Raw genomic sequence first — 15,155 nt, 5'->3', positions numbered from 1 at the left:
AGATCCCAGCGTTCGGCGGGATGACGAAGATGGTTTTACGCGCTAGGTGCTCGGGATGACCGAGCTTTCCAAGACAGAATGCGCGGCAGTGGAGAGAGCCGCGGCGTCGCCCATGCTGGCGCGCACCGAGGCCTGGACTGCGATCAACAGCGGCACCCGCAACCTGGCGGGGCTGGGCCGCATGGCCGACGTGCTGGCCGATGCCTTTTCGGCTCTGCCCGGCCATCTGGCGCTGCTGGACCCCGAGCCCGCCGAAAGCGTGACCGCCGACGGACGGGTGGAGGCGCTGGGGCATGGCCGCCACCTCCATCTCGCCGTGCGGCCGGAAGCGCCGGTGCAGATCCTGCTCACCGGCCATATGGACACCGTCTACGGCGCCGATCATCCCTTCCAGGCGAACCGCTGGCTGCCGGACGGCAACCTCAACGCGCCGGGCGCCGCCGACATGAAGGGTGGGCTCGCGCTGATGCTCGCCGCGCTGGAGGCGATTGAGGACAGCCCGCTCGCGGTGCGGCTTGGGTATGAGGTGCTGATCAATTCGGACGAGGAGACCGGCTCCTTCTCTTCCGCCGGGCTGATCGCCGGCGCCGCGAAGGGCAAGATCGCGGCACTCACCTATGAGCCTGCCTTGCCCGACGGCACGCTGGCCGGCGCGCGCGGCGGCACCGGCAATTTCTCGATCCTCGTCCATGGCAAGTCGGCCCATGCCGGGCGCAATCCGGACGAGGGACGCAACGCGCTCGTCGCCGCGGCCGACCTGGCGATGCGGCTGAATGACGCCAAGGCTCCCGGCCTGGCCGTCAACCCCGCGAAGATCGACGGCGGCGGACCCAATAATGTCGTCCCCGATCTCGCGATCCTGCGAGTCAATTTCCGCCCCAGGGACAGCGAGGCGATCACCTTGGCGCGGATCGCGATCGACCAGGCCGTCGCGATCGTGTCGGTCAAGCATGACGTGCGCATCCATGTCCATGGCAGCTTCAACCGCCCGCCCAAGCCGCTCGACTCCGGCGCGGAGAAGCTGTTCGAACTGGTGAAAGCCTCCGGTGTCGATCTCGGCATCCCCGTCGCATGGAAATTCTCCGGCGGCGTGTGCGACGGCAACAACATCGCCGCGGCGGGCGTGCCGGTGGTCGACACCATGGGCGCGCGCGGCGGCTTCATCCACAGCGCCGAAGAATTCCTGATCCCGGAGAGCCTGGCCGAGCGCGCCGCCCTCTCCGCCGTCACCATGTTGCGTATCGCCGAGAAGGGGAAAATATGAGTTTCGTGATCCGTGCCGCCCGCGACGAGGATCTGCAGGCGCTCTACGAGATGGCGAAGCTGACCGGCGGCGGCTTCACCAATCTCCAGCCCGAGAAGGAAGTGCTCCGCGCCAAGCTCGCGCGCAGCCATGCCGCCTTCGAGCGCGGCGAGGACGAGAGCGGCGACGACGTGTTCGTGCTCGTGCTCGAGAACATGGATACGGGCGAAGTGCGCGGCACCTGCCAGATCTTCACCGCGGTGGGGCAGCGCTGGCCCTTCTATTCCTATCGCCTCGCCACCGAGACCAAGCACAGCGAGGAACTGGGCCGCACCTTCCGCGCCGAGACGCTCAGCCTGGTCAACGACCTGGAAGGGGCCAGCGAGGTCGGCGGGCTGTTCCTGCACCCGGGCGAGCGGGCCGGCGGCCTCGGCATGCTGCTGGCGCGCAGCCGCTACCTCTTCATCGCCCGCCACCGCCAGCGTTTCGCCGAGCGGATCCTGGCCGAGCTGCGCGGCGTGATCGACGAAGCCGGCGGGTCGCCCTTCTGGGACGGCGTCGCGGGGCGGTTCTTCGGGATGAACTTCCAGGAGGCGGACAGCTTCAACGCCATCCATGGCAACCAGTTCATCGCCGATCTGATGCCCAAGCACCCGATCTATACCGCGATGCTGCAGGAGAGCGCACGCAGCGTGATCGGCCTGCCCCACCCCTCCGGCCGCGCCGCGATGCGCATGCTGGAGAGCGAAGGCTTCGCCTGGGAACGCTATGTCGACATCTTCGACGGCGGCCCAACGATGACCGCGCGCACCGATCAGGTGAAGACGGTGCGTGACGCGAAAACGGCGAAGGTGGTGGCGATCGAAGCCGGCGGCGAGGCGGCGCTGGTCGCCACGGGCAGGCTCCAGCAGTTCCGCGTGACCCAGGGCCGCGTGGCCGAGCGCGAAGGGGGCGTGGCGATCGACTCGCGTACCGCCGAGCTGCTCGGCGTCGGCACGGGCGGCGAAGTCATGCATGTGGGGCGGTGATGCTGATCGAGATCAACTTCGACGGGATCATCGGCCCGAGCCACAATTATGCCGGGCTCAGCCACGGCAACCTCGCCGCGACGCGAAATCGGGGCGAGACTTCCTTTCCGCGCGCCGCGGCGCTGCAGGGGGTCGCCAAAATGCGCGCCAATCTCGCGCTCGGGCTCACCCAGGGCATTCTCCTCCCCCATGCCCGGCCCGACCATCGCTGGCTCGCCAGCCTCGGCACGCGTTTCGAGGATGCGCCGCCGCACACCCAGGCCCAGGCGCTGTCCGCCTCGCCGATGTGGGCGGCCAATGCCGCCACCGTCTCGCCTGCGCCCGACACCGCGGACGGGAAATGCCATCTCAGCGTCGCCAATCTGGTGACGATGCCCCATCGCAGCCATGAATGGCCCGAGACGCTGGCGCAGCTCCGCCTCGCCTTCGCCGATCCCGCCTTTGCGGTGCACGCTCCCGTGCCGGCGCCGTTCGGCGACGAGGGCGCGGCCAATCACATGCGGCTCGCCGCCAGCCATGAAGCGCCGGGCGTGGAGATATTCGTCTACGGCATCTCGGGCGGCCCCTTCCCCGCGCGCCAGCACCCCGATGCGAGCGCGGCGGTGGCGCGGAAGCATCGGCTCGAGCGCGTGCTGTTCGTCCAGCAATCCGAGGAAGCGATCGCGGCGGGCGCCTTTCACAACGACGTGGTCGCGGTGGCGAACGGCCCCGTGCTGTTCGCGCACGAGCTGGCCTTTGCCGGAAAGGATCGCTTCTACGCCGATCTGCGCGCGATGCTGCCTCAGGTCGAGATCGTCGAGGTGCCCGCGGCGCAGGTGAGCCTCGCCGATGCGATCAAATCCTATCTGTTCAATGCCCAGCTGGTCACCCTGCCCTCGGGCGAAATGGCGCTGGTGCTGCCCGGCGAGGCACGCGACACGCCCTCGGTATGGCGCTGGCTGCAGGAGCATGTCGCGGGCAACGGCCCGATCCGGCGGCTCGAGGTGGTCGATGTTCGCCAGTCCATGGCCAATGGCGGCGGGCCTGCCTGCCTGCGCCTGCGCGTGGCCTGCGATCCCGCGACGGTCGACCCGCGCTTCCTGGTCGATGACGGCAAGCTCGATCGTATCGCCAGGGTGATCGAGGCGCATTGGCCCGAGGCGATCCCGTTCGATTCGATTGCCGATCCCGCACTGATAGCCCGGATCGAGGTCGCGCGCCGGGCGCTGCTGGAGGCCTTGGAGATCCCCGAGCTTCTCTAACGCCACCAGCGGCCGAACTGTCGGGATAATTGACAGTTAACTATCTAATTTAACGCGAAACTACGTATTTTGGCGCTTGGCCCGGCGCTTGCTTAACCTTTCCCATGCTCTATCGCATCCGTCGCCTGTTCACGATCAAGACCAAGTTCGAGGCCTTTCTGGTCATCTATGGTCTTGCTTGTGGGGCGACCGAACGCGGCGTCCATTATCTGGGGAAGTTTCCGGGCTGGGGTGGCTGGATGCTCTTCGCGTTGTGCCCGATTGCTGTATTCATGGCGGGCGCCAAGATACTGGACAGCTTCGATGTTCCGGATTGAGCGGGGAATTGCGTCTGTAATAGTCGGGGGCTAGGGCCGGCGAGCTGGCCTGTGGGGAGGTTCTGAGCGCGTGCGTTTGTTTCGAGGCATTTTTTCCTCTTTGGCGGCACAGGCGCTGCTCGCGGCGATCGTGCCGGGCGGCCTCATGGTATTCGTGATGCACGAGAGCCAGCAGGCCGAGCTGGCCCAGCGCGATCGCGAGCGGCTCGACGCCTTTGTCCAGACGGTTGCCGAAGCGGCCCGCGCCGGGCGCCCGCTCGATCAGGTCGCGAACCTGCCCGGGCCGCTTGCCGGCCGCGTCCTGCTCGTGGATCCGCAGGGCCATGCGATCGCCGGCCCCACCACCTCGCTGGCCGCGCGCGCCGAGCGCCCCGTGCAGGTCGATGGCCGTACGGTGGCGACGGCGCGGGTGGTCCGCCCGCCCGAGCTTTCCGACCAGGACCGGCGCGTGCTCGCCACCCAGTATATCGGCGTGGCCGCCATCGTGGTGGTGCTGTTCGTGCTGCTGCTGGTGATGGCCTATGTCTTCGCGCGGCGCTGGTCGCGGCCGCAGCTCCAGCTCTACCGGATGAGCCGCGACGTGGTGAACGGCGACCTCGACCTTTATTTCGACGAGGAAGGACCGGCCGAAGTGGTGGCGACGATGCGCAACCTGCGCCGCATCGCCAGCCAGTTCAGCCGTCTTGAAACCGCGCGCCGCACCTGGCTGGTCTCGATCTCGGGCGAGCTCAAGGGCCCGACCGAGAATATGGGCGAGCATTTCATCAAGCTGTGCGAAGTGCAGCCGCCGCTTCCGCCCGCGCTGATCGGCGCGATCGAGGAAGATACCCGCCGGCTGATCCACATGGCCGAGGATCTGAACGCGGTGGCGCTCGCCGATCTCGGCCGGCTCCCCGTCACCTTCGCCTCGGTCGACCCGCGCGCGCTGATCCACAACGCCATCTATGCCGATCGCAAGCGCGCCGAGGCGCAGGGCGTGCGGCTGGAGACCAGCACGCTCCCCGAATATACGGTGATCGTGAAATGGGACGGCGCGCGCATCGAGCAGCTGTTCGGCGCGCTGATCGACAATTCGCTGCGCTACACGCCGCGCAACGGCCGCATCGTGCTGGGCCTGGAGAGTTCGCGCGACGCCTGGCGACTGATCATCGACGACAATGCCCCCGGCGTCGACGTGATGCTCGCCCAGCGCCTGTTCGAGCCTTTCTACCGCAGTTCGGACCGCGCCGACGAATCGGCGGCCTCGGGCCTGGGCCTGGCGACCGCGCGGGCGATCGTGGAGGCGCATCACGGGCGGATCGAGGCGAGCCGGTCGCCGATCGGCGGCCTGCGCGTGACGGTGATCCTGCCGGGCAATCCGCCCACGGCCTGATTCGCTCAGGTGAGTTCGATCCGCGTCGCGGTCGCCTCGTCCGCGATTCGGCGCAGCGCATCCAGGAAGGACGTGCCGTCCTCGCATTGCAGCGGCCGCAGCGCGTCCGAATGCGTGAAGACCAGCCTTGCCTCGCCGGGCCATCCCGGCCCTCCGGCTTCCACGGCGTCCCAGAAGGCGTCCAGATTGCGTCCGAACGATTCCGTCTGCGCGGGGGCGATGGCGTCGAGATAACGTTGCCAGAACGCTCCCGGCGACGTCACCCCCGTGCAATCGATGTGGATGGTCCGCATGATGCCTACATCGCAGGGCCCGGCCGGAGCACCAAGCGCCCCCGAGCACCAAAACATAAAAACCCCGCTAAGCCATTGGCCTAGCGGGGTTTTTAATGGCGCCCCGCACCGGATAAACATAACGAATATATCTCGCCGTTTGCCCTACTATAGCGCCGTCACTCCACGTCAGCTGATGCAGCGTGTCGCCGTGCGCCGCCGATAGTAGTGCGAAGAGCGTCAGCCGGGCTACCCGTCGGCGTCACGAGGCCGCGTGCCTGCAACCACCAGATCAGTTCATCGAACCAGTGGTCGCTTGTCGTGCCCTGAGGACGCAGATCGAACCCGTGCCCGCCGCGCTCGTACAGATGCAGCTCTGCGGCTGCTCCGGCTCGTCGCCAAGCCGAATAGAGCAATATGGGATCGTTCGGCTGATACTCATCGTCGGCAGCGCCGGCGATGAACGCCGGGGGCGCATCTGCTGGGACAGGGGTGCGCAAACCGCCATAGATCAGCCCGACGAAGTCAGGGCGCGACGGCTTCGCGCCGATCGCTAGATCGGCCGCGAGATAGGCCCCCGCCGAGAAACCGATCACGCCGACCTTGTGCGGATCGATGCCCCATTCGGCGGCGCGTTGGCGCACGATGGCTACCCCGCGCGCGCCGTCTTCGATCGCATGGGGTTCGCCTGCGAACGCCGGCATCTCGACGGGCTCGCCGCCTTTCGCCCGCGCCATGACCATGTCCATCTCGCGCATATGGGCATCGGGCATCCGCATCGGGCCGTCGCCGCTCCGGATCGTCCGGTATTTGAGAACGAACGCGGTGAAGCCGTGACGGGCCAGCGCTTGCGCTATTTCCGTTCCGCCGCGCGTATAGCCCAGCGCCACGAATCCGCCCCCTGGCGCGACGATGACGGCAGTGCCGTTCGCCTGCCCCGGCGCTGGCCGGAACAGTTCCAATGCTGGTTCGCTGACATCATAGATCAGCGTTTCGCCGTCCGGTTGCGTGTCCCGAGCTTCGGGCACGCCCAGCGCCGGAATGCTACCCTTGGGATAGAGCGGGATCACCGCTCCCCTTGCGCCCACCATCGTCCAGCCCGGCTGATAGTAGTGGTCCGCGCTCGGCTCCACGATGGCAAGGTGGATGCCGCGGCGGCGCTTAAGGATGCGGGGCCAGGACATAGCCCGCCCACGCCCCAGCCCATGCCGAACAGGATCGCTCCAAGCGCAAGCTTTCCGTTCAACTCGCGCGTCTCGGGCAGATTGAAGGCAGCGTCGGCCAAAGGGCGTTCCAGACGTCGCTGGATTATCCATGCGATCGCCATCGGAATGATCGCGCCACCCATGACGAATGCCAGCGTCGGGTCCCAGCGTCCGAACAGGTCTAGGAAGCTATGAACGCGCGCCGGATCGGCCATACCTGAGATGGCAAGCCCGGCACCGAACAGCATGCCCGAGATCAAGGCCAGGATCGCCTTCATGCGACCCAACCGGCCAAACGCATGATGGCGACCGTGGCAAAGCCGCTGGCCATGAAAAGAGCAGTCGCAAGCACAGAGCGCAGCGACAGGCGCGAGACCCCGCAGACGCCGTGACCGCTGGTGCAACCCGAACCGAGACGCGTGCCGAAGCCGACCAGAAGACCAGCGACCACGAGCAGGCTGGGTCCGGGAAAGCTGGCGTCGATAGCCCCCCGCAGCGAAACGATCAGCGCGCCGAGCGGCAGGCCGAGGATGAACGCGGTCGCGATTCCACGCGGCGCGCCGTTGTCGGCTAGTCCGATGGCACGCGCCCCTTAGCGGTCGCCGCGTAGATCGAATAGGAGACGAGGCGGCCTGCGAAAAACGCGGCAGTGAAGTGAAGAAGGCGTACCTTTGCCAGTCCCGCCGCGGCAAACAATTGCGCTGATGGCAAGGGCGACAGAGCAAACAAACCAAGCCCGAGGATCATATTGCGCGGCCGCGCTTCTAGCGCTTCGCGCGCAGCGCCGAGATTGCGCTTCTGTTTTTCCGGTAGGCGGCCGCCGAGAAACCGGAAGCTATGGGCGAGCAACAGCCGCCCCAAGGCGGCGGCAAGCGCGCTAACGATGACGATCGATGCGATCGGCAGATCACTGTTTAGACCATAGAAGACGATGATCGACCAGGTGGGTGGTCCGAAGGCAGGCAGGAGGTTGATGCCCAAAACGATCAGGAACAAGAGGAGGAAGGAAGTCATGATCCGGCTAGAATTGGCAATCCCCGCCAATTCAAGCTCCGATGCTGACCGACAAGAAGTCGGCTTACATCCCGAATGTTGCCCACATGATTGAACGATACGGCTCGTCAGGGTTCCGTCAGGAAAGTTTGGAATCCCCATGCCGCCTTGTGAGGACATGATGAGCAAACTGCGATCCCATCATAGGTCCGTCGAAACCCGCCGATCGCGCGGCGCTGACCGCCTACCTGAAATCCCCGGCCCAATGAACGGTCGCGTCATCCCCTCCCCTAATTCCGATTTTGTATGGCGGCGCCTGCTGTCGTGCGGCACGGGCGGCACGGGCGGCACGGGCGGCCCAACCGTCCACGGGACTCCCACTTCTTCAACCACAACAGGAGGACATAATGCGTAGGACAACAATATCTTTATTGGCGATAGCCGTCATGGCGATCTCGCCGGCCGCCTTCGCCCAAAGCGCGGCACCGACGGCCAAGGAATGGTATCCCAAAAGCCTCGATCTGAGGTCGTTGCGTCAGCACGAAGCGCAATCCAATCCCTATGGTGCGGACTATGACTATGCGAAGGAATTCGCCTCGCTTGATCTCGATGCGGTCAAAGCCGACATCCGCAAGGTTTTGACCACTTCGCAGCCGTGGTGGCCTGCGGATTATGGGCATTATGGCCCCTTCTTCATCCGCATGGCCTGGCATGGTGCGGGCACCTATCGCACCGGGGACGGCCGCGGCGGCGCCGGTGGTGGCGAGCAGCGTTTCGAGCCGCTGAATAGCTGGCCCGACAATGTGAGCCTCGACAAGGCGCGCCGGCTAATCTGGCCGATCAAGCAGAAATATGGCCGCAAGCTCTCCTGGGGCGACCTGATGGTTCTGACCGGCAACGTCGCCCTAGAGGATATGGGCTTCAAGACCATCGGCTTCGCGGGCGGCCGCGTCGATGCCTGGCAGCCGGACCTCGTCTTCTGGGGACCGGAAACCAAGATGATGATGGACGAACGGCGGGACGAGAAGGGTAATCTTCGCGGACCGCTGGCAGCGACACAGATGGGTCTTATCTACGTCAATCCCGAAGGTCCGAGCGGTAATCCCGATCCGTTGGCGGCGGCGGCTGATATTCGCCGTGCCTTCGGAGCCATGGCAATGAGCGACGAGGAAACCGCCGCGCTGATCGCTGGTGGCCATACCTTCGGCAAAGCGCATGGCGCGCATAAACCCGATGATTGCGTCGGCGGCGATCCCGGCGTCGCGCCGATCGAACAGCAGGGCCTCGGCTGGGCCAACAAATGCGGTAAGGGCAATGCGGAAGATACGGTCTCCAGCGGCCTGGAAGGCGCATGGTCGGCCAATCCGATCACCTTCACCACGCAGTATCTCGACAACCTCTACGGCTTCACCTGGGTGAAGACCAAGAGCCCCGCCGGCGCGGTGCAGTGGGTGCCCAGCGACCCGGCAGCGACGGCCCTGGTGCCCGACGCCCATGTCGCGGGCAAAACGCACGCGCCGATCATGTTCACCACCGACATCGCGATGCGGGAAGATCCGGGCTTCCGGAAGATCACCTCGCGCTGGCGCGAGCATCCGGAAGAATTCGCCGTCGCCTTCGCTCGCGCCTGGTTCAAGCTGACCCACCGCGACGTCGGGCCGCAGACCCGCTATCTCGGAAAGGACGTCCCGAACCAGACCTTCGTCTGGCAAGACCCGCTGCCCAAGGCTGACTATGCGATGATCGACAACAACGACGTCGCGCAGCTCAAGGCCAAGATCGTCGCTTCCGGCCTCTCCACCGGCGAACTGGTGCGTGCGGCTTGGGCCTCGGCCTCGACCTACCGGGACACAGATGGCCGCGGTGGCGCCAATGGCGCTCGCGTCGGCCTCGACCCGCAACGCAATTGGGTGGTCAACGATCCGGCAGAGCTGAAGAAGGTGCTGGCGGCTTACACGCGCATCCAGGCGGACTTCATCAAGGGCCGCAAGGACGGTAAGCAAGTGTCGCTGGCTGATCTCATCGTGCTGGGCGGGAACACCGCTGTCGAGCAGGCGGCGGATCGGGCAGGACAGCGGGTTTCGGTCCCCTTCACGCCGGGCCGGGTCGATGCATTGCAGACACAGACCGACGTTGCCTCCTTCGCCTTCCTCGAACCGAAGGCCGATGGATTCCGCAACTACTATTCGGCTAGGGCCGATCTCGGCCCGGCTGAATCGCTGGTCGACAAGGCCGATAGCCTTGGCCTGACGGTCGCCGAAATGACGGTGCTCGTCGGTGGTATGCGCTCGCTCGGCGCCAATGCCGGAAACACTCGACATGGTGTCTTCACCGCTCGCCCCGGCAACCTGTCCAACGACTTCTTTGTCAACCTGCTGTCGATGAACACGGTCTGGGTGAAGTCGGTCGGCTCGCCGGGGCTCTACGAAGGCAAGGACCGCGCGTCCGGCGCCGCGAAGTGGACGGCCACCCCGGTGGATCTCGTGTTCGGCTCCAATTCAGAGCTGCGCGCGGTGTCCGAAGTCTATGCCTCGGACGATGCGAAGCAGAAGTTTGTGGACGACTTCGTGCGGGCCTGGACCAAGGTCATGAACGCCGACCGTAGTTAGGCGACCTTCTAGCTATTGGTTGGACGTGGAGCGGCGGCGTTGCCCCCTGGCGCCGCCGCTCCCGATCCTCCCGTGGCCAGCCGCCACCGAGTGGTCCGAGTTGATTGTCAGTGCATCGTGGCGAGGGGTTTTGAAGTGCTTGCCTCTAGCTCGGCGCGTAGGAGCACAGAACCCTGTCCATGGACGACGTCGGCCTCATTCACCACCTCCCGGTTGCGCTGGGCATCGGCCTGTTGATCGGAGCGGAGCGCGAGCGGCGCAAGGTCCACCGTCCGGCCGCAGCGGGGCTGCGCACCTTCACGATCGCTGCCTTACTGGGCTGTGGTGCAGCTCTGATGCCGCAGCAGTGGATGATCGCGATCGTGATGCTGTGCATGACCGCGCTGGCCCTGCTGAGCAGTTGGCGCAGGCGCAATACAACCGACCCCGGCATCACCACGGAAGTTAGCCTCGTCGCCACTACGCTGCTTGGGGCGCTTGCCGTAACTGCGCCGTTGCTGGCGGGGGCTCTTGCGGTGCTGATCGCGATCGTGCTGGCAGCCCGCGATCCGCTCCATCGCTTCGTCGGACAGACGATCAGCGCGGACGAGATTGCGGATATCCTGCTGATCGCCGGCGCCACCCTGATCGTGCTGCCGATGTTGCCGGACCGGCAGATGGGGCCATTCGACGCGCTCAATCCGCATTCGATCTGGATGGTCGTTGTCATGATCCTCGGGATCAACGCGCTGGGCCAGGTGGCGACGCGGCTATTGGGTGCGCGCCTGGGGGTGCCCGCACTAGGCCTCATCTCGGGGCTCGTTTCCAGCTCGGCAACTATCGGGGCCATGGGTGCCTGGGTTCGCGCCAATCCCGCCTCCGCCGCGGCGGGTGCGGCAGCGGCGGTTCTATCGACCGTCGCCAATTATGCGCAGATGGCCGTGGTGATCGAGGCAACGGACCATCGTACCTTTCTTGCTACCATCCTGCCGGTGGGCGCAGCCGGACTGGCCGCACTTTTGTCGGGCGGATGGTTGACCCTCGCGGCCTGGCGCGAGGTTACGGCTGAACCGCCGAGAATGAGCAGGTCCTTCAATCTGCTGATGGCACTGACCTTTGCCGCCACGGTGGCGATCATGCTGATGTCCGCAGCGGCCCTCAGAGCCTGGTTCGGGGATGCTGGGCTTATCGCCGTAGCCGCGATCGGCGGGGTGCTGGACGTTCATGCCGCGGTGATTTCATTAGCGGCACAGGTCGCCGACGGCACGATGGCCGCGCCGCAAGCCATCCTTCCTATCCTGACCGCCTGCACCACCAGTACCCTCGCCAAGATTTTCTTTTCCGCAACGGTGGGAACGCGCGCCTTTGCCGCCCGTGTCATTCCAGCCCAGTTACTGATCATCGGCGCGGCATGGCTGACGGTCTTTGTTGGCTGACACAATGCACCACGTCGGAGGGGTTGGTCCATGCGCGCGCACTTCCCAGCGCCAGTCAAACGAGAGCCGCGGCCCCGGTGAGATGGCGGCCAGGGCTGCCGCGCCGGCGGTCTATATCATCCATGCCAGTGCGCGATGCCGGCCGTCAGGGTTTCGTCAGAAAAGGCTGACAACCACCCTATGCTTTGCGAGGACATTATGAGCAGATTGCGAACCCATCCTGAGCGTCATGCGGTGTCACGCATCGGTTGGTTGCGTGCCGCTGTACTCGGCGCCAACGACGGGATCGTGTCGACGGCCAGCCTGATCGTCGGCGTTGCCGCTTCAGGCGCCGAAAAGTCGGGGATATTGGTGGCTGGCGCAGCAGCGCTGGTCGCAGGCGCGATGTCCATGGCCGCCGGGGAATATGTGTCGGTGAGTTCGCAGGCCGATACGGAGAAAGCCGATCTCGCCCGAGAAGGCGGCGAGTTGGCCGGTCAACCAGACCTTGAGCGCAATGAACTGGCCGAGATTTACGTGGCGCGCGGGCTCGACAAGGACTTGGCGCTTCGCGTCGCTGATCAGCTTATGGCCAGCGACGCGCTGGGCGCCCATGCGCGCGATGAACTTGGCATTTCCGAAGTCGTGACCGCCCGTCCACTCCAGGCGGCGCTCACCTCCGCGGCGACCTTCAGTACAGGCGCGCTCATGCCGCTGGCACTGGTCGCTGTCGCGCCGCGCGCCAGTCTCGTGCCGATCGAGATCGCCGCGACATTGCTGTTCCTCATACTGCTCGGTACGCTCGGCGCATGGGCCGGTGGCGCGCAGCCGGTGCGCTCGGTCTTGCGGGTGACATTCTGGGGGGCGCTCGCCATGGCGGCAACAGCAGGGATCGGGCGGCTGTTCGGGACGGTCGTATAGCCCCTCGTTCTCGTCAGGATTCGGTCAGACAATCTGCCTAGCCCTTCCTTCGGGAAGGAAGAATTGTATGACAAATCTCGCTCAGGCGGACACGTTGAAGGTCTGGGACGCGCCGCTGCGATTGTTCCATTGGCTGCTCGTTCTGGCCATTCTGGTGGCTTTTCTATCGTCCGAAGACGACAGCCCGATCGCCAGTTGGCATATGGTGGCAGGATGGTGCGCCGCTGTGCTGCTGGCGTTTCGCTTGGTCTGGGGCCTGGTCGGCGGCGAACATGCCCGCTTTGCGCGTTTCATCAAACCGACGGCGATCGGCTCGCATGTGCGCGAGCTGTTCGCCGGCCGTCCGGAACGCTCCGTCGGACACAATCCGCTCGGAGCGATCGCCGTCCTCGCCCTGCTTGGCCTGACCGGAATCGTCCTTTGGAGCGGTGTTAGCGTCGCGGCGCACAAGCTCGACAAGGATTTCCACGAAACGCTTGCCTATGGCTTGCTGGCGCTCGTCGCCCTCCATGTCGGCGCCGTTGTCCTGATGTCGTTTCTCACTCGTGAAAATCTGGTTCGCGCGATGGTCACCGGCCGCAAGAGAGCCGGTCTTCATCCTGATACTCGTGACGCGCGGGCGCCCGGAGCACTTGCGCTGCTGGTCGGCAGCGCCACCATCATCCTGGCGGTGATCCTGATCCTTCGGAGCGAGCCGACCGCGTTCACACCGCATATGCGCGATGGCGCCCATGAACATCACGAGGACAAGGATTGAAGACTTCTGACGGCCCCCTGCTAGAACGGATCATGGCCAGCGATCATCATCTCCCTCGAAGGTTCCAGTGATTCATGCGTCTTCTCGTCATCGAAGATAATGCGCGAATGGCAGCGCTGGTCGCAGACGGCCTCCAGCGCCGGAACTTCGTGTGTGATGTCGCCCATAGCCTTGCAGCGGCCGAGGATGCGATGGGCGGCGCAACCTATGACGCGATCGTGCTCGACCTTGGGCTACCCGATGGCGACGGAACCGACTGGCTTACGAGCCGCCGAAAATATCACGAGATGCCGCCCGCGATCATGCTGACCGCGCGCGGGGCATTGGAGGATCGCATCACGGGCCTCGATGCCGGAGCGGATGACTATCTCGTGAAGCCGGTCGAGATCGATGAACTTGCAGCGCGCATCCGCGCGCTGCTACGTCGCCCCGGCGTGCGGATACAGCCGGTGATCGAGGTAGGACGACTATATTTCGACGTCGCCAACCGCACCGCCCGCGCTGGCGATCAGGAGATCGATCTGTCGCGCCGCGAAGCCGATCTGCTGGAATTGTTGATGCGGCACGCGGGAACGGTCGTGCATCGCGCCGTGATTGAGAATGCCCTTTATAGTTTCAGCGATCCTGTGACGCCCAATGCTATCGAGGCCACGATCTCGCGGGTGCGGCGCAAGCTGGAGGATGCTCACGTCACCGGCGCGCTCCATACCGTTCGAGGCGTTGGCTATATGCTGAAGGACAATGGCGCGTGACCGATCGCCGATCCGTATCGCGACGCCTCAAACGCGGCCTGGGCCTGATCGGTCTGGTCGGCACCTTCCTGCTGCTGGCTGCTGTCGTCTTCTTCTACAGTTTCACCTTCGCCCATCTCGATGCGCAAGCGGCGATGGCGCGCGCCAGCCGCGAAATGCTTGAGCATGTTGCGCTGCCGGTGGCGATTCTGATGATCCCCGTTACCGTGCTTGTGCTTCGCGTGATCCGCCAGGCATTCCGACCGCTCGAAGAGGTAGCGGCGGAGATCGAGGCGGTGCAAGGCCATGAGCGCGGCTTCCGTATCGACAATTCGCAGATGCCTACCGAAGCGCTGCCTTTCACTAGCGCCGTCAACGACCTGCTCGCGCGCCTCGACGAAGCGGCGAAGCGCCAGGAAGCCTTCGCCGCCGATGTCGCGCACGAACTGCGCACACCGCTCGCCTTGCTGTCCCTCGAACTCGATCGGTTGGAGCATGACGATGCGGAGCGGCTCAAAAAGGATGTCGCGGCAATGCGTCGGCTGATCGATCAGCTCATGCTGCTGGCGCAGATCGATGCCGATGCAGTCGCCCAGATCCCGCTGGCGCAGATATCGCTGAGCGATGTGGCAAGCGATGTCGTCGGGGCGGCCGCGCCGGCCATCATTGCCGGAGGCAAGACCATTGAACTCGTGACTGGCATTCACGCGCCCGTCACGCGGGGTCGGCGCGAGGCGATTTCGGCGGCGCTGCGCAACCTCATCGAGAACGCCGTGCGGGTGACTCCGGCCGGCGGCGCCATCCAGGTGCTTGTTGGTCCGGGTGCAAGCATCAGCGTGCGTGACGAAGGGCCTGGCCTGCCGCCAGACCGGCTACGCAATCTCGTGCAACGCCATCGCCGCGCCGATCATGCCAGCAAGGACGGCGCTGGGCTTGGCCTCGCCATCGTCGAGCGGATCATGGCCGCGCACGAAGGCACGCTCGAGACCGATCCCGATCGCCATGATTTGATACTGCGCTTCCCCGAACCCTGACTGCCGATTGACCTGTCGCCTGTCTCGTCAGGGTTCCG

The 15,155-nt window shown here is 65.4% G+C and carries 15 protein-coding genes and 1 pseudogene; 11 read left to right on the top strand and 5 right to left on the bottom strand.

Annotated features, from left to right (window positions below; all coding sequences use genetic code 11):
- The first annotated feature begins 55 nt into the window (after positions 1-55).
- The 5 genes from CAP40_RS12150 (at position 56) to CAP40_RS12130 (ending at position 5,201) form a co-directional block, all read left to right on the top strand.
- Positions 56-1,264 carry a hydrolase gene (locus CAP40_RS12150; protein WP_086129772.1) on the top strand — a complete coding sequence of 403 codons (1,209 nt, stop codon included), beginning with the start codon at positions 56-58 and terminating at the stop codon, positions 1,262-1,264.
- A complete protein-coding gene (locus CAP40_RS12145; RefSeq protein ID WP_086129771.1) occupies positions 1,261-2,271 on the top strand; it encodes an arginine N-succinyltransferase in 1,011 nt (336 codons plus the stop codon). The genes CAP40_RS12150 and CAP40_RS12145 overlap by 4 nt, the downstream gene beginning before the upstream one ends.
- On the top strand, positions 2,271-3,512 hold the full coding sequence (locus CAP40_RS12140; RefSeq protein WP_179188126.1) for an N-succinylarginine dihydrolase: 1,242 nt from the start codon (positions 2,271-2,273) through the stop codon (positions 3,510-3,512). Before CAP40_RS12145 ends, CAP40_RS12140 begins: the two co-directional genes overlap by 1 nt.
- Positions 3,513-3,616: 104 nt before the next feature.
- Positions 3,617-3,829 (top strand): hypothetical protein, encoded by a 213-nt coding sequence (locus CAP40_RS12135; protein ID WP_086129769.1) that lies wholly within the window; start codon positions 3,617-3,619, stop codon positions 3,827-3,829.
- Positions 3,830-3,929: 100 nt separating this feature from the next.
- Positions 3,930-5,201: a sensor histidine kinase KdpD gene (locus CAP40_RS12130; RefSeq protein ID WP_086129768.1), complete on the top strand. Its 1,272-nt coding sequence runs from the start codon at positions 3,930-3,932 to the stop codon at positions 5,199-5,201.
- Between the two features lie 5 nt (positions 5,202-5,206).
- On the opposite strand, the gene CAP40_RS12125 is transcribed toward CAP40_RS12130, so the two are convergent.
- The 5 genes and pseudogenes from CAP40_RS12125 to CAP40_RS12105 form a co-directional block, all read right to left on the bottom strand.
- On the bottom strand, positions 5,207-5,494 hold the full coding sequence (locus tag CAP40_RS12125; protein ID WP_086129767.1) for a barstar family protein: 288 nt from the start codon (positions 5,492-5,494) through the stop codon (positions 5,207-5,209).
- A gap of 158 nt (positions 5,495-5,652) precedes the next feature.
- A complete protein-coding gene (locus CAP40_RS12120) occupies positions 5,653-6,543 on the bottom strand; it encodes an alpha/beta hydrolase (RefSeq protein ID WP_206431121.1) in 891 nt (296 codons plus the stop codon).
- Positions 6,540-6,956: a DUF6691 family protein gene (locus CAP40_RS12115; protein WP_241213353.1), complete on the bottom strand. Its 417-nt coding sequence runs from the start codon at positions 6,954-6,956 to the stop codon at positions 6,540-6,542. The genes CAP40_RS12120 and CAP40_RS12115 overlap by 4 nt, the downstream gene beginning before the upstream one ends.
- A pseudogene (locus tag CAP40_RS12110) lies at positions 6,953-7,267 on the bottom strand (YeeE/YedE family protein); the annotation flags it as partial. The pseudogene CAP40_RS12110 and the gene CAP40_RS12115, both read right to left, overlap by 4 nt.
- Positions 7,249-7,692 carry a hypothetical protein gene (locus CAP40_RS12105; RefSeq protein ID WP_086129764.1) on the bottom strand — a complete coding sequence of 148 codons (444 nt, stop codon included), beginning with the start codon at positions 7,690-7,692 and terminating at the stop codon, positions 7,249-7,251. The gene CAP40_RS12105 and the pseudogene CAP40_RS12110, both read right to left, overlap by 19 nt.
- 425 nt (positions 7,693-8,117) lie before the next feature.
- Between CAP40_RS12105 and katG the strand changes: the two genes are divergently transcribed.
- From katG to CAP40_RS12075, 6 genes are all read left to right on the top strand, one after another.
- A complete protein-coding gene (gene katG, locus CAP40_RS12100) occupies positions 8,118-10,280 on the top strand; it encodes a catalase/peroxidase HPI (protein ID WP_241213352.1) in 2,163 nt (720 codons plus the stop codon).
- 179 nt (positions 10,281-10,459) lie between these two features.
- The gene (locus CAP40_RS12095) at positions 10,460-11,695 is read left to right on the top strand and encodes a DUF4010 domain-containing protein (RefSeq protein ID WP_086129762.1); all 1,236 of its coding nucleotides are present in this window, start codon (positions 10,460-10,462) and stop codon (positions 11,693-11,695) included.
- 198 nt (positions 11,696-11,893) lie between these two features.
- Positions 11,894-12,595 (top strand): VIT family protein, encoded by a 702-nt coding sequence (locus CAP40_RS12090; RefSeq protein ID WP_086130084.1) that lies wholly within the window; start codon positions 11,894-11,896, stop codon positions 12,593-12,595.
- A gap of 67 nt (positions 12,596-12,662) precedes the next feature.
- Positions 12,663-13,352, top strand: coding sequence for a cytochrome b/b6 domain-containing protein (locus CAP40_RS12085; RefSeq protein WP_086129761.1), 690 nt, complete (start codon positions 12,663-12,665; stop codon positions 13,350-13,352).
- A gap of 74 nt (positions 13,353-13,426) precedes the next feature.
- Complete coding sequence (locus CAP40_RS12080) at positions 13,427-14,104, top strand: response regulator transcription factor (RefSeq protein ID WP_086129760.1); 678 nt, start codon at positions 13,427-13,429, stop codon at positions 14,102-14,104.
- Entirely contained in the window at positions 14,101-15,117 is a 1,017-nt protein-coding gene (locus CAP40_RS12075; RefSeq protein ID WP_086129759.1) for a HAMP domain-containing sensor histidine kinase, read from the top strand. The genes CAP40_RS12080 and CAP40_RS12075 overlap by 4 nt, the downstream gene beginning before the upstream one ends.
- Positions 15,118-15,155: the final 38 nt, after the last annotated feature.

The sequence above is a fragment of the Sphingomonas sp. IBVSS2 genome (assembly GCF_002127225.1).
Lineage (GTDB): Bacteria > Pseudomonadota > Alphaproteobacteria > Sphingomonadales > Sphingomonadaceae > Sphingomonas.
This window is presented reverse-complemented; position numbering and strand designations above follow the sequence as displayed.

Excerpts from the sequence above, each read along its gene's own strand:
- CAP40_RS12115 (WP_241213353.1), bottom strand. The coding sequence starts at position 6,956 with ATGAAGGCGATCCTGGCCTTGATCTCGGGCATGCTGTTCGGTGCCGGG.
- CAP40_RS12135 (WP_086129769.1), top strand. The coding sequence starts at position 3,617 with ATGCTCTATCGCATCCGTCGCCTGTTCACGATCAAGACCAAGTTCGAG.
- CAP40_RS12150 (WP_086129772.1), top strand. The coding sequence starts at position 56 with ATGACCGAGCTTTCCAAGACAGAATGCGCGGCAGTGGAGAGAGCCGCG.
- CAP40_RS12080 (WP_086129760.1), top strand. The coding sequence starts at position 13,427 with ATGCGTCTTCTCGTCATCGAAGATAATGCGCGAATGGCAGCGCTGGTC.
- CAP40_RS12140 (WP_179188126.1), top strand. The coding sequence starts at position 2,271 with ATGCTGATCGAGATCAACTTCGACGGGATCATCGGCCCGAGCCACAAT.
- katG (WP_241213352.1), top strand. The coding sequence starts at position 8,118 with ATGGCGATCTCGCCGGCCGCCTTCGCCCAAAGCGCGGCACCGACGGCC.
- CAP40_RS12105 (WP_086129764.1), bottom strand. The coding sequence starts at position 7,692 with ATGACTTCCTTCCTCCTCTTGTTCCTGATCGTTTTGGGCATCAACCTC.
- CAP40_RS12085 (WP_086129761.1), top strand. The coding sequence starts at position 12,663 with ATGACAAATCTCGCTCAGGCGGACACGTTGAAGGTCTGGGACGCGCCG.
- CAP40_RS12125 (WP_086129767.1), bottom strand. The coding sequence starts at position 5,494 with ATGCGGACCATCCACATCGATTGCACGGGGGTGACGTCGCCGGGAGCG.
- CAP40_RS12095 (WP_086129762.1), top strand. The coding sequence starts at position 10,460 with ATGGACGACGTCGGCCTCATTCACCACCTCCCGGTTGCGCTGGGCATC.
- CAP40_RS12145 (WP_086129771.1), top strand. The coding sequence starts at position 1,261 with ATGAGTTTCGTGATCCGTGCCGCCCGCGACGAGGATCTGCAGGCGCTC.
- CAP40_RS12090 (WP_086130084.1), top strand. The coding sequence starts at position 11,894 with ATGAGCAGATTGCGAACCCATCCTGAGCGTCATGCGGTGTCACGCATC.